Raw genomic sequence first — 13,107 nt, 5'->3', positions numbered from 1 at the left:
CTTAAGTCTTAGATTTATAATATCAGGGGAGTGACATTTCTATGGCAGAGAAAAAAGTTATTGTTGTCGGTGGAGGGCTTGCCGGTCTGATGTCAACAATTAAAGCGGCAGAGCAAGGTGCGCATGTAGATTTATTCTCATTAGTGCCTGTAAAACGTTCGCACTCTGTTTGTGCCCAAGGGGGCATCAATGGTGCGGTTAATACGAAAGGTGAAGGAGATTCTCCGTGGATTCACTTCGATGACACTGTTTATGGGGGAGACTTCTTAGCTAACCAACCACCAGTAAAAGCGATGGCTGAAGCGGCACCGAAAATTATCCATTTATTAGATAGAATGGGCGTTATGTTCAGTAGAACAAACGAAGGTTTATTAGACTTTAGACGTTTCGGTGGTACGCTTTACCACAGAACAGCATTCGCAGGTGCTACGACAGGGCAACAATTATTATATGCACTTGACGAACAAGTTCGTTCTTTTGAAGTAGATGGATTAGTAACGAAATACGAAGGCTGGGAATTCCTAGGTATCGTTAAAGATGATGAAGATGCTGCAAGAGGTATCGTTGCTCAAAATATGACAACATCAGAAATTAAATCATTTGGTTCTGATGCCGTTATCATGGCAACAGGTGGCCCTGGTATCATCTTCGGTAAAACAACGAACTCAATGATTAATACAGGTTCAGCTGCATCAATTGTTTACCAACAAGGTGCAATTTATGCAAATGGTGAGTTTATCCAAATCCACCCAACAGCTATTCCTGGTGATGACAAATTACGTCTGATGAGTGAATCAGCTCGTGGTGAAGGTGGACGTATTTGGACATATAAAGATGGTAAACCATGGTACTTCTTAGAAGAGAAATATCCAGATTACGGTAACTTAGTACCTCGTGATATTGCCACACGTGAAATCTTTGATGTATGTATTAACCAAAAATTAGGTATCAATGGCGAGAACATGGTATACCTTGATTTATCTCACAAAGATCCACATGAATTAGATGTTAAATTAGGTGGTATCATTGAGATTTATGAAAAATTCACTGGTGACGATCCACGTAAAGTACCAATGAAAATTTTCCCAGCGGTTCACTACTCAATGGGCGGATTATATGTTGACTATGATCAAATGACGAATATCAAAGGTTTATTCGCAGCTGGTGAATGTGATTTCTCTCAACATGGTGGTAACCGTTTAGGTGCCAACTCATTACTATCAGCAATTTATGGTGGTACTGTAGCTGGACCAAATGCGATCAAATATGTTCAAGATATTGAGACATCTTATACTGAATTAGATGAAAGTATCTACGAAAAACGCGTAAAAGAAGAACAAGAACGATTCGATAAATTGTTAAATATGCGTGGTACTGAAAATGCGTATAAACTTCACCGTGAACTAGGTGAAATTATGACAGCCAACGTAACAGTAGTACGTGAAAATGATAAATTATTAGAAACAGATCAGAAAATTCAAGAATTAATGAAACGCTATGAAGATATCGATATGGAAGATACACAAACTTGGAGTAACCAAGCAGTATTCTTCACGCGTCAATTATGGAATATGCTAGTATTAGCACGTGTTATTACTATTGGGGCTTACAACCGTAATGAATCTCGTGGTGCTCACTACAAACCAGAATTCCCAGATCGTAACGATGATGAATGGTTAAAAACTACAATGGCTCATTACAAAGGTAGAACTGAAAAACCAGAATTTACTTACGAGCCAGTAGATGTAAGTTTAATCCCACCACGTAAACGTGATTACACTAGTAAGTCTAAAGGAGGTAAAAAATAATGGCTGAACAATCAGTAAAAAATACTCCAGACACTCAAGGTAATCAACAAACAGAAGAAAAGAATCAACAACCTAAACAAAAAACGGTTAAATTAATTATTAAACGTCAAGACAATAATGAATCTAAACCATACGAAGAAACATTTGAAATTCCATATAAAGAAAATTTAAATGTTATCGCTTGTTTAATGGAAATCAGACGTAACCCAGTGAATGCAAAAGGTGAAAAAACAACACCAGTAACTTGGGATATGAACTGTCTTGAAGAAGTATGTGGTGCTTGTTCAATGGTAATCAATGGTCGTGCGAGACAATCATGTTCTGCCATCGTTGATCAATTAGAACAACCTATTCGTTTAGAACCAATGAGCACATTCCCAGTGATTCGTGACTTACAAGTAGACCGTTCAAGAATGTTTGACAACTTAAAACGTATGAAAGCTTGGATCCCAATCGATGGTACTTATGATTTAGGACCAGGACCACGTATGCCAGAGAAAAAACGTCAAACAGCATATGAATTATCTAAATGTATGACTTGTGGTGTTTGCTTGGAAGTATGTCCAAACGTAACACCTAATAATAAATTCGTAGGTGCTCAAGCGATTTCACAAGTACGTCTATTCGACTTACATCCAACTGGTTCAATGACTAAGGATGAACGTTTAGATGCATTAATGAGCACAGGTGGTTTACAAGAATGTGGTAACTCTCAAAACTGTGTGAATGCTTGTCCTAAAGGTATTCCTTTAACAACTTCAATTGCAGCATTAAACCGAGAAACTTCATTCCATATGTTTAAATCATTCTTCGGTTCTGATCACAAAGTAGATTAATATATATAATGTAACGGCTAAGGCTATCAAGTCTTAGTCGTTTTTTGTATTTTTATTTAATTTTGAAAATAAAGGCTTGAAAGATTGAATGATTAAAAATAACATTCATCGATATTGCGGTTATTTTAAAAAATAAATGTTGAAGCAAAAATCGTAATAATCAACAGCGAAAGTCCATTGTGATAAAATGAAAGTTAACTGAAAAAATAAGGATGAAGACATATGAATAAACCTATAGGTGTTATTGACTCCGGTGTAGGAGGCTTAACGGTAGCTAAAGAGATAATGAGACAATTACCTAACGAAACGATTTATTATCTTGGTGATATCGGCCGATGTCCATATGGTCCTAGACCCGGTGAAGAAGTGAAACAGTTTACTACTGAAATAGCTCAAAAATTAATGGAGTTTAATATCAAAATGTTAGTGATTGCATGCAATACTGCAACTGCCGTCGCATTGGAACATTTACAAAAATTACTGCCTATCCCTGTTATTGGCGTTATTGAACCTGGTGCAAGAACAGCCATTATGACGACCAAAAATCAAAATGTATTAGTATTAGGTACGGAAGGTACAATTAAATCTGAAGCATATCGTACACATATTAAAAAGATTAATCCCAATGTGAATGTATACGGTGTTGCTTGTCCAGGCTTCGTTCCATTAGTTGAACAAATGAGATACAACGACCCAACGATTACAAGTATTGTCATTCACCAAACATTGAAACAATGGAGAAATAGTGATGCAGATACAGTCATATTAGGTTGTACGCATTATCCATTACTTTATAAACCAATTTATGATTACTTTGACGGTACAAAAACTGTTATTTCTTCTGGACTAGAAACGGCACGTGAAGTGAGCGCATTATTAACATTCAGTAACGAACATGCAAGTTATACTGAACATCCAAAACACCGTTTCTTCGCTACTGGAGATACGACACATATCGAGAACATTATTGCTGAATGGCTAAAGATGAATGTACATGTTGAACGAATTACTTTAGATAACTAGATAATGGGGGAACCGATGACTATGGAAGATATTGTCATTGCTACAAATAACCAAGGTAAAATTAATGACTTTAAAGCTATATTTAAAGATGATCACGTGATTGGTATTTCTGAACTGATTCAAGACTTCGATGTGGAAGAAACTGGTACGACGTTTGAAGAGAATGCAATATTAAAATCAGAAGCAGCGGCTAAAGCACTTAATAAACGAGTGATTGCTGATGATAGTGGTCTTGAAGTCTTCGCACTTGATGGGGAGCCTGGCGTATATTCCGCACGTTATGCAGGTTTAGATAAGAGCGACGATGCCAATATTGATAAGTTATTATCTAATTTGGAAAATGAGTCCGACCGTCGTGCGCAATTTGTTTGTGTTATTAGCATGAGTGCCCCAGATGAAGAAACCAAAACGTTTAAAGGAACAGTTTCTGGTGAAATAACTCGCGAAAGAAGAGGAGAGAATGGCTTCGGGTATGATCCCGTTTTCTTTGTACCTGATAAAGATCGTACTATGGCAGAAATATCTAATGAAGAAAAAAGTAAAATAAGTCACAGAAGTAATGCGATTCAAAAGTTGAATGCATACTTAGAAGGTGAGAACCATGTCTAAATGGATTATAGTGAGTGATAATCATAATGAAGCAGGGATTCTATATGAAGTGTTTGAAGCGCACAAAGACGCAGATGTATTTCTTCATCTAGGAGATTCTCAATTTCAATATGATGATACGGAATTAAGTTTATATCATAGAGTAAAAGGCAATTGTGATTTTTATCCTGAGTTTCCTGAGGAAGAAATAATTGAAAATAGCGGTATTAAAGCTTTTTATACACATGGTCATTTTTATGATGTTAATCGCACACGCATGAAACTTGCTGAAAAGGCTAAATCTCTCGCTTGTCAATTTGCATTTTATGGACATACTCATATAGCTAAATATGAAAATATTGGTGGAATTCACGTCATTAATCCAGGTAGTATTTCACAATCACGAAGTAATATAGAAGAGACATTTGCCGAACTGCTTATTGATGATACGAATAAGCAAGCAAAACTAAACTTTAGAAATAGAGAAAATAAAGTTATCGATACAGTTAAGATAGTTATTTAAACAGTTAAGCATGGTAGAAGTTGCCTAATCCAAAAAGGAGTAGGTAACTTTTTTATTAGGCATACACTTTTGCAACTTTAAACGACAGTTAGGGATAAAAGTTAAAGTTAAATAAACACTTTTATAAAAAATAAGACATAAAAAAGAAGCCCGCGATGGCGGACTTCGTAAACTGTTATGAAATCAATTAGCGTCCTGGGAGTCCATATAACAACTTTGATATAACAATGGTTTAACACGTCACGTGTCAAATATGTGTCAAGAAAATAATTCTCTGACACGTGCACCTTGTTCTTTTTTATGTTCGTCGAGTAAATGTGTGTATACATCGAGAGTAATTCCAATGTTAGAGTGTCCTAATCTCTTACTTATATATTCAATTGGTATACCTTTACTTAATAGATAGCTAGCGTGTGTATGTCTTAAAGAATAAGGGGTTACTTCATTATCTATTTCAAATTTGCCTTTGGCTTTTCTAAACACTTTTGAAATTGCGTTGTGCGATAGATTAAAAATAATATTATCTCTACGTCTTGGGTGATGTAGCAAAGCGGATTTAATATAAAGCAAATCACTTTTCGACACTTCAACAATTCTATCTGATGTGACTGTTTTTGTTCCTGGTAAATGAATAGCGTTATCTTGATAGATTAGATCGTCATAAGTCATTCTATTAACTTCTGAAAAGCGTCCGCCTGTAATCAGAAGAATAAACAGCATAATGCTACTCTTATCACTTTTTAGTTTGAAATATTCTCTCAACCCCTCATATTGTTCAATTGTTAAAAATTTAACATCTTCTTTTTTAGCGCTTTTTGTACCTTTTGCTTTAACGTTGTAAGTGGGGTCTTTAGTCAAATAACCGTCATATACGGCGTCTTTTAAACAATTAGATAAGAATAAATTAACTTTTCTAACCGTTTCTGACGTTCTACCATTGGCAAAGTTAGTAAGAAATTTTTGATATTCATTACGAGTAATGTGTTTGATCATGATATCTTCGCCGAAGTGATCGAGAAATAAGTCAAGTGAATGTTCGTACCAGTATTGTTGTTTGATAGATAATTTATCTTTACCGTTAGCTACAAGCCATTCTAAATAATAAGTTTTGAATTTTTTATTGTTATTTACTTTCTTTCCATCTTCTAAATCTCTAATTAATTGTTGCGCTGCATTAGTGGCTTCTGCTTTAGTTTTGAATCCAGACTTACGTTTCTTCCCCGATTTTAAACTAGGGTGTTTAACGTCGTACTGCCACGATGAACTTGTTTTATTTTTACGTTTATTAACTGTGAATGTTGCCATTTTGTCTATTCCTCCCCTAAAAAGATAAAAAAATAATAAGGGTAGGTGAACTACCCTGAAATATTATAACGCTTTAAGCAATCTATTTAGAGTGTATAATTTCTCTAAATCGTATTGAGTTACACCTATTACTTCGAACAAATTATACTTACAATACTTTTCAATTTCTTTATATAAAACGTTTAACTCTTCAATGAATTTTTTTCGAATTCCAGATGGTTTGGTAAAAATCATAATAGAAATAATTAATGAATACAGGTCGTTTTTTCCAATCCCTTTTTTATATTTTGTTTTATCTATAAAATCATACTCAAGCAACGAATTTACAAAAGATAATGATAAATGAGCAGTATCTTCATTGGATTTAAACGAATAAAACCTTTGTCCATGTGCAATGACATTTCTATATTGTCTAAGGATTTCTAATATTGGCATAGCAACGTCTTTTAATGAATTATCAGTTTTCAAACCACATACTTTTGAAGCGACCGATTGCTTGTCTTTAGGCTTTAAAATCGAAAACCATTTAATCGTTTCTCCAAAATTAAGGGGGATTATTAATATCCATGGAGGGATATGATTGTGTTTGTTTCTATAGTGCTTAATGGAATCGTTTTTTAAATAATCTCTATATTTAGATAGGTGGCGTAAATGACCAGATCTATAACTGTTGTTTCTATCATAGTTTTTAGCATCTAAATATGAATTTCTTATATCATATCCTGTAATTTGCTTCCCTTTTTTTGTTTGTAAACGTTCTTTTAATAGTGGGTTCTTGAACACCATAATTTTTAGCAACAGTGGCAGATAAATTGGTTTTTAAAGTTTGTTCTATTAGTATTATATACTTAAAAATTATATTCTTTAAACGAGTGTCATATTTATAGCACATATAAAAATCGTTAAATGTAACATTTCCTTCGTATTGTCCATTTTCTTGTTTGAAAAGAGGAGAATATGCGTTTATTAACGAGTAGTATGATATTGTTTCTAATTGTTCCAAAGCAAATTTTTTATTTTCTATTTTCACTCCACGATGTTCCAATAAAACTAATTGTTCTTCACAACTTAAATGTGGTTTATTATAAATTGAAGTTTCTAGTAATGTTTTTATTGATTCAATGTCTCTCATAGATAATCCTTTCAACGAAAAAAGCCCTCATGCATAGCATGAAGGCTTTTCCGAGTCATTTCAAGAATGACCATTTCATACTTGCATTATAGATGTTTTTTCTTTATTAGTCAATATTAAAGATAGCTCTTGAAACTAACAAGCTTCCTCCATCCCTCAACCTCCTTTGTTCTATATTTTTATATCCATATACCCTCAACGGTTCAAATGTAATAGAGCAGTTGCCGTAATGAAAAAAGGGTGGATTGTTATTCCTCGTAATTTTTAGGGTCATATTCATAACCATATTTTTCTGCGTCTTGCTTACGTATTTCTTCTTTTTGTGATTGGTTAGCGTTAGCCCACTCTTCTTGACCTTTAACCCATTCATCAGGTTCTTCATTTTGAGATTGTGAAGACTCATTAGCTTCTTTAGGGTCTATTAAACCGTAATCGGTACCACCCTTGACGTTTTGTCTATCCCATTCTGCGATTTCTTCTTTTGTAGGCTCTTTACTATTAGATTGTTGTGCCTGTTGATTGTTTTGTTGTTGGTTAATTTGATTTGAATTGTTCTGTGTATTATTTTGTTGAGTTTGTTGCTCATTAGACTGTTCATTTTGTTGTGTGTCTTCACTTGGTTGACCTTTATCTTTGTTACTATCTTTCTTTTTATTGTCTTCTGATTTTTTATCTTTATTTTTCTTTGGATCATTAGACTTTTTAGCTGACTTACTTTCAGACTTCTTATTATCATCTTTATTCGACTTATCCCCATCTTGACCACATGCAGTTAATAATAATGCTGATGATAATATTGCCGTTCCTAATAATTTAAATTTCATTTTTAAACTCCTTTAATTAATATTATTTAATAACCATATTCTGTTCTCATTATGTGATTATATTCTGCCAACTGTTCTCCTAACATTTCTTCAAGAAATGACATATAAGTTTCCATGTGCCTATGTTCAAACATTGAAATATGATCTTCTAATCCACTGTCCATGTGTTCATCAAAGATATCTAATGCTACTTTCGCTGCTTGATAACTAATTTCGAATAGGTCTGCCACATCATATTCATTTAATACATTACGATATTTATACCGTACATTAAGAGGAAATAGTAGACATGAAGCAAACGAGTTGGCTTCATATTCTTCTATATTAGTTCGTTGTGCATCTTGGAAAATTGGAGTGTTTTTATAACTCATTCCATCATGTTCCATAATATAGTGACCATATTCGTGGGCTAATGTAAAACGTAATCTTCTGTGATATACATCATCATTGTAAATAATGGCAAACTTGTTTCCTTTTTTAATATGAAAAGCCTCATCAGAACCACCATATGTTTGTAATTCATTTAAAGTGTATCCAGTCATATTACAAAAATCTTCAAACGTAAATAATTCCACATTACTATCATTCTCTATTATTTCTTTAATAGGTAAAGGGAATCTATCTATATAATTAGTTTCAATTAATGCACTTACAGCTCGTGCTGCTTTTAAAAATGAATTTTGATATACAAAATGCAAAATAAAATCCCCTTTATTTGTCTTTAGTGTATTCGTCCCAATTATCGAAGAAAGTTTCAAACATTTTTAATGCTTTTTCTCTATCTTCTTTAGTCATGTTTTTTACGCCACGATGCATAATACGAATTTCTTCATCTTCTTGCTCGCCAGCGTATTCATCTTTTTCTCTTCCTAATAAGTAGTCAACAGATACGTCGAAGTAGTCGGCTACTTTTTGAATTTTATCAATTCCTGGTTTAGTTTTTTCCCATCTTCTTATTTGTCCGTTAGAAAAACCTAAAATCCTCTCTAATTCAGCAAAAGTCAAGCTTTGTGAGTTACATAAGTTGCGTATTCTTTGTACTAAATTCATAAAATTCTCCTATCACAGTTAACTTATTTGTTATTTTAGTTTGACAAATAGCATATAAGTTATTATACTGTATTTAAGCTTTAAATTTAGCCATTAAACAAATAACAAATATTCGTTGGGGAACGAGTGACAGCAACTGATTTAACAGTGCTTAATTGCGTTGTTATAGGTTTATTAAGCTATGCTTAAATATTAGCACAAAAGTTATTTTAATTCAATGGATAATTTATATGCTTAGTAAAAAAGTTAATGGAGGTGTAATCATGGCAACAACAGAATTCGGCATGAAAGTAAGAATGGAATTACTTAAACGTAACATCACGAATAAGCAACTAGCAGATATGTTAGGTATTTCAAGTGCTTACTTATCAGATATCTTACGTGGACGTAGAGATGCATTTGAACAAAAGAAACGAATTGCGAAAATCTTAGAAATCAAAGAAGAGGTGAAAAGTTAATGAATGAAATTCAACAGCTATTCAATTTAAAACGTAATGAAGATGGAACAGTTGCAGTAAGTGGTCGTGAATTGCACAAAGGATTAGAAATCGGAACTCAATATGATAAATGGATGGAACGAATGATTGCATACGGTTTTGAAGAAAATATCGACTATATCATTCAAAGTGTAAAAGTACAAAGTCAAAAAAGACTACGTACTTATGAACAACTCGATCACATCATGACACTCGACATGGCAAAAGAAATTTCAATGATACAACGTAGCGAAATAGGAAGAAAAATCAGAGGTTACTTCATCAAAGTAGAAAGACAACATAACGAATTAGCAAGTGCATATGGAATTACTTCATTAGATGATATGAACCAACTCATTGAACAGTTAGTGAGTGACAAACTCGACTACTTAATCTCAACAGGTCAAGTGAGCAATCAGAAATTAGAAGAATTAAACAATAAATTCGAGGGAGAATATGTAACTCCACAAGATATAGATGCTATTAAGTTTGCTATCAAGTCTAAAGCTGAACAAATTCTAGGTAAAGCTGGTATTCAAGTGACACTCGATGAGTTCTTAATCGGAGATGTGTACGAACAAGCCCTAGCAAACAAAAAAGCGAAAGAAGAGTACAGACACCAACTAGGAAAAGTTAAATCAAAATTGCTAGTTAAATCTAAGAAACATTTAGGCATGAAAGGTAACGCACCTAACAACCACATCAAACGTAAAGACGTAGATCTAGCAATTCAATTTATCAAAGATGTTAGACCATCGGCAATTGAAATTTAACCCCACAATCGAACAAACAACTTAAAGGAGGTGGAATGATGGAAGAAAAAAAGATGAGTAGAAGTCAGGTTTTTAATGTTTACAAATTGAAAGAACAAGCATTCGAAGAATTTTACCCACAAGAACATCAGGAGCTTGCTAATGAAATTCTTCAATCTATAAAGAAAAAAGAACCAACATATGAGGAAGCATATGCGGTCCTTAATCTTGTTCATGCAAAGTTGGAATTTGAGTCTAATTTTGTTCATGTTCTATCAAATGTAAAGATATGAACTCTAAATTGTTGTCGAGTTTTATAATTGGTAGTTTCCATTTTCCATCTAAAGATTGGATGTTATATGCATAATCAGAGAAATTCATATCAAAATTGTAAAAATCATAGTTTTCTAATAGATAAAGCATTAAATGATTAGTTTGTTGGTTTTTATAATGATCGAGCAATTGTTTAAATTTAAATTTTGAAATATCTTTCGTTGCTTGGTATTGAGAATTTAATTCTATATACACTCTTTCTTTATCATCTTGACGAGAGTTTATAGTTTTAGGTTCGTAACAATAAAATTCATCGTTCCACTGAAAAGGTAGGACAAAGTCTATAGTTACTAACGATTCTTTATATCTACAAACAATCTTATAAGAGTGCTTTGTCTGTAAATCACTATTAATCATTTTTAACAAAACGTCAATATTCTTTAATTCTTTAATATCCATACTTATCACCTCCTCATAAGGAGTATAGCAGAAAGATAAATTTATATATTAACCCACAATCAAACAAACAAATCAAGGAGTGATAGCGATGGAATACATTGGCTTTGCAGATGCAAACGAATTTGTAAAAGTGAGCGGAATTTCTAAGAACGACTTAGAAAAACACGTTTATTCAAACAGAGAGTTTCAACAATCTTGTATGTATCGATTCGGAAAGAATCACAAACGTTACATCGAAATTAAAACAGGAATCGAGTTTATTAAACAAAATATATTGATATCGGAAACGGCATTGTAAAGGAGAACTTTAAATGAAATACCTATTGAGCTATATGACTATGATACTCGCGATGATCGTCACATTACTTGTAGGAGGTGGTTTCACATCAATCATAGGCGTTGCAATCTTAGTTTTTATCGCAAGTACATTCTTTTGGAATGAGTGGTTAAAAATAAAAAAGACTGAAAGACGCACCAACGTCTAACAGTCAAAAATCGAATCAATAATAAAATACACAATTCAAATATACCTTTGGAGGAGAAGAAATGCAAGAGTTTATCACAATTAGATTGCCTAAAGAAAAATATTCTCAACTTATTGCCAAATCTGTTCAATTAGATTTTTTACGTAGCGATTATGATTTCTTAAATAGACAGTACGAGGATATGTGCGATAGATACGCAGAGTTAAGAAAAGATTATACAGAACAAATACAATCATGTATTCGTTTAGATAAAACGATTAAAACTATGGAAGAATCAATCAGCATTTTAAGAGAGGGTGTTTTAAATAATGAGCAGTTTATTCATCTTAAAAGACAACTATAAACAAATTTATGAACTTATTGCAGAACAAGAAGATGAACAAATTTTAAAAGATACTTTAGATAGTATCAACGACGCCTTAGAGGATAAAGCAGACGGTTATGTTGCGGTAATCAAATCATTAGAAACTGACAATATTGCAATAGATGAAGAAATCAAGCGTTTAAAACAACGTAAAACATCTAATGAAAATGGTATCAAACGTTTAAAAGAAACACTACAACAAGTCATGGAAGAAACAGGCAAAGAGAAATTCAAGACAGCATTGAATAGTTATAGCATCGCTAACAATCCACCTAGCTTAGATGTCACAGATGAAAGTTTAATACCTAAACAATATTACGTTGAACAAAAACCTAAGCTAGATAAAAAAGAATTGTTAAAAGCTATTAAAGGTGGTTTGGAACTCAAAGGAGTAGAACTAAAACAAAGTAGAAGTTTGAGGGTGAGATAGATGACTGAAGAAAAACAAGAACAAGATATCCTAACTCAACTAGGGGTTAAAGATATCAGCAAACAAAATACTAACAAATTTTATAAGTTCGCTATCTACGGAAAATTCGGTACAGGTAAAACAACCTTTTTAACCAAAGATAACAACGCACTTGTGCTTGATATTAATGAAGATGGAACAACAGTAACTGAAGACGGTGCAGTTGTACAGATAAAAAATTACAAACACTTTGCTTATGTAATAAAAATGTTACCTCAAATCATCGAAAAACTTAGAGATAACGGAAAGAAAATCGATGTCATTGTAATCGAAACGATACAAAAACTTCGTGACATCACTATAGATGACATCATGAACGGTAAGACTAAGAAACCTACATTTAATGATTGGGGAGAGTGTGCAACACGCATTGTGCATATGTACAGATATGTTTCTAAGTTACAAGAACAATATCAATTTCATTTAGCGATAAGTGGTCATGAAGGTATCAACAAAGATAAAGACGATGAAGGCAGCACGATTAATCCCACTATCACGATTGAAGCACAAGATCAAATAAGAAAAGCGGTTGTAAGTCAATCAGATGTTCTAGCAAGAATGACTATCGAAGAACATGAGGAAAACGGTCAAAAGTCATATGAATATGTGCTTAATGCTGAACCCTCTAACTTGTTTGAAACAAAAATTAGACATGCAAGCAACATAACAATTAATAATAAGAAATTTGCAAACCCTAGCATTACAGACGTAGTAGAAGCAATTAGAAACGGAAACTAAAA

Annotated in this window: 20 protein-coding genes; 13 read left to right on the top strand and 7 right to left on the bottom strand. The window is 33.1% G+C overall.

Features of this window, described 5'->3' with window-relative positions; translation table 11 throughout:
* Window positions 1-41: 41 nt before the first annotated feature.
* From sdhA to JMUB898_RS08870, 5 genes are all read left to right on the top strand, one after another.
* A complete protein-coding gene (sdhA, locus tag JMUB898_RS08890; protein ID WP_002442258.1) occupies window positions 42-1,808 on the top strand; it encodes a succinate dehydrogenase flavoprotein subunit in 1,767 nt (588 codons plus the stop codon).
* Complete coding sequence (gene sdhB / locus JMUB898_RS08885; protein ID WP_002442260.1) at window positions 1,808-2,644, top strand: succinate dehydrogenase iron-sulfur subunit; 837 nt, start codon at window positions 1,808-1,810, stop codon at window positions 2,642-2,644. Before sdhA ends, sdhB begins: the two co-directional genes overlap by 1 nt.
* Window positions 2,645-2,866: 222 nt before the next feature.
* Window positions 2,867-3,667 (top strand): glutamate racemase, encoded by an 801-nt coding sequence (gene racE / locus JMUB898_RS08880; RefSeq protein WP_002442262.1) that lies wholly within the window; start codon window positions 2,867-2,869, stop codon window positions 3,665-3,667.
* Window positions 3,668-3,688: 21 nt separating this feature from the next.
* The gene (locus JMUB898_RS08875) at window positions 3,689-4,276 is read left to right on the top strand and encodes an XTP/dITP diphosphatase (protein ID WP_037541367.1); all 588 of its coding nucleotides are present in this window, start codon (window positions 3,689-3,691) and stop codon (window positions 4,274-4,276) included.
* Window positions 4,269-4,778 carry a YfcE family phosphodiesterase gene (locus tag JMUB898_RS08870; protein WP_002442266.1) on the top strand — a complete coding sequence of 170 codons (510 nt, stop codon included), beginning with the start codon at window positions 4,269-4,271 and terminating at the stop codon, window positions 4,776-4,778. Before JMUB898_RS08875 ends, JMUB898_RS08870 begins: the two co-directional genes overlap by 8 nt.
* A gap of 258 nt (window positions 4,779-5,036) precedes the next feature.
* Here the strand turns inward: JMUB898_RS08870 and JMUB898_RS08865 are convergent, their stop codons facing one another.
* The 6 genes from JMUB898_RS08865 to JMUB898_RS08845 form a co-directional block, all read right to left on the bottom strand.
* Entirely contained in the window at window positions 5,037-6,083 is a 1,047-nt protein-coding gene (locus tag JMUB898_RS08865; RefSeq protein WP_002442268.1) for a tyrosine-type recombinase/integrase, read from the bottom strand.
* Between the two features lie 63 nt (window positions 6,084-6,146).
* Window positions 6,147-6,869: an Abi family protein gene (locus tag JMUB898_RS08860; RefSeq protein ID WP_269471252.1), complete on the bottom strand. Its 723-nt coding sequence runs from the start codon at window positions 6,867-6,869 to the stop codon at window positions 6,147-6,149.
* Window positions 6,799-7,230: an Abi family protein gene (locus JMUB898_RS12835; protein WP_269471251.1), complete on the bottom strand. Its 432-nt coding sequence runs from the start codon at window positions 7,228-7,230 to the stop codon at window positions 6,799-6,801. The genes JMUB898_RS08860 and JMUB898_RS12835 overlap by 71 nt, the downstream gene beginning before the upstream one ends.
* A 233-nt stretch (window positions 7,231-7,463) precedes the next feature.
* The gene (locus JMUB898_RS08855; protein ID WP_002442272.1) at window positions 7,464-8,039 is read right to left on the bottom strand and encodes a hypothetical protein; all 576 of its coding nucleotides are present in this window, start codon (window positions 8,037-8,039) and stop codon (window positions 7,464-7,466) included.
* 26 nt (window positions 8,040-8,065) lie between these two features.
* On the bottom strand, window positions 8,066-8,737 hold the full coding sequence (locus JMUB898_RS08850; protein ID WP_037541370.1) for an ImmA/IrrE family metallo-endopeptidase: 672 nt from the start codon (window positions 8,735-8,737) through the stop codon (window positions 8,066-8,068).
* A gap of 13 nt (window positions 8,738-8,750) precedes the next feature.
* The gene (locus JMUB898_RS08845; RefSeq protein WP_002442276.1) at window positions 8,751-9,089 is read right to left on the bottom strand and encodes a helix-turn-helix domain-containing protein; all 339 of its coding nucleotides are present in this window, start codon (window positions 9,087-9,089) and stop codon (window positions 8,751-8,753) included.
* A gap of 263 nt (window positions 9,090-9,352) precedes the next feature.
* On the opposite strand from JMUB898_RS08845, the gene JMUB898_RS08840 reads away from it, so the two are divergent.
* Genes JMUB898_RS08840 through JMUB898_RS08830 form a run of 3 tightly spaced genes read left to right on the top strand, consistent with a single transcriptional unit; the run spans window position 9,353 to window position 10,610 of the window.
* A complete protein-coding gene (locus JMUB898_RS08840) occupies window positions 9,353-9,547 on the top strand; it encodes a helix-turn-helix domain-containing protein (protein ID WP_009382133.1) in 195 nt (64 codons plus the stop codon).
* On the top strand, window positions 9,547-10,338 hold the full coding sequence (locus JMUB898_RS08835; protein WP_002442280.1) for a phage antirepressor Ant: 792 nt from the start codon (window positions 9,547-9,549) through the stop codon (window positions 10,336-10,338). The genes JMUB898_RS08840 and JMUB898_RS08835 overlap by 1 nt, the downstream gene beginning before the upstream one ends.
* 38 nt (window positions 10,339-10,376) lie before the next feature.
* Complete coding sequence (locus JMUB898_RS08830; RefSeq protein WP_002442282.1) at window positions 10,377-10,610, top strand: hypothetical protein; 234 nt, start codon at window positions 10,377-10,379, stop codon at window positions 10,608-10,610.
* On the opposite strand, the gene JMUB898_RS08825 is transcribed toward JMUB898_RS08830, so the two are convergent.
* Complete coding sequence (locus JMUB898_RS08825) at window positions 10,573-11,049, bottom strand: hypothetical protein (protein ID WP_002442285.1); 477 nt, start codon at window positions 11,047-11,049, stop codon at window positions 10,573-10,575. The two genes, JMUB898_RS08830 and JMUB898_RS08825, sit on opposite strands and share 38 nt — an antisense overlap.
* A gap of 88 nt (window positions 11,050-11,137) precedes the next feature.
* Between JMUB898_RS08825 and JMUB898_RS08820 the strand changes: the two genes are divergently transcribed.
* The 5 genes from JMUB898_RS08820 (at window position 11,138) to JMUB898_RS08805 (ending at window position 13,105) form a co-directional block, all read left to right on the top strand.
* Window positions 11,138-11,347 (top strand): hypothetical protein, encoded by a 210-nt coding sequence (locus JMUB898_RS08820; RefSeq protein ID WP_002442287.1) that lies wholly within the window; start codon window positions 11,138-11,140, stop codon window positions 11,345-11,347.
* A 13-nt stretch (window positions 11,348-11,360) separates the two neighbouring features.
* Window positions 11,361-11,534 (top strand): hypothetical protein, encoded by a 174-nt coding sequence (locus JMUB898_RS12685; protein WP_162837223.1) that lies wholly within the window; start codon window positions 11,361-11,363, stop codon window positions 11,532-11,534.
* A gap of 61 nt (window positions 11,535-11,595) precedes the next feature.
* A complete protein-coding gene (locus JMUB898_RS08815; protein ID WP_002442292.1) occupies window positions 11,596-11,877 on the top strand; it encodes a hypothetical protein in 282 nt (93 codons plus the stop codon).
* Window positions 11,843-12,328, top strand: a complete 486-nt coding sequence (locus tag JMUB898_RS08810; protein ID WP_002442294.1) for a siphovirus Gp157 family protein — start codon at window positions 11,843-11,845, stop codon at window positions 12,326-12,328. Before JMUB898_RS08815 ends, JMUB898_RS08810 begins: the two co-directional genes overlap by 35 nt.
* Window positions 12,329-13,105: an ATP-binding protein gene (locus JMUB898_RS08805; protein ID WP_002442295.1), complete on the top strand. Its 777-nt coding sequence runs from the start codon at window positions 12,329-12,331 to the stop codon at window positions 13,103-13,105.
* The last annotated feature ends 2 nt before the right edge of the window (window positions 13,106-13,107 follow it).

Origin of the sequence: Staphylococcus caprae (genome assembly GCF_003966625.1) — a bacterium.
GTDB classification, from domain to species: Bacteria; Bacillota; Bacilli; order Staphylococcales; family Staphylococcaceae; genus Staphylococcus; species Staphylococcus caprae.
Note: the sequence above shows the minus strand (reverse complement) of the source record. Positions and strands in the feature narration are given on the sequence as shown.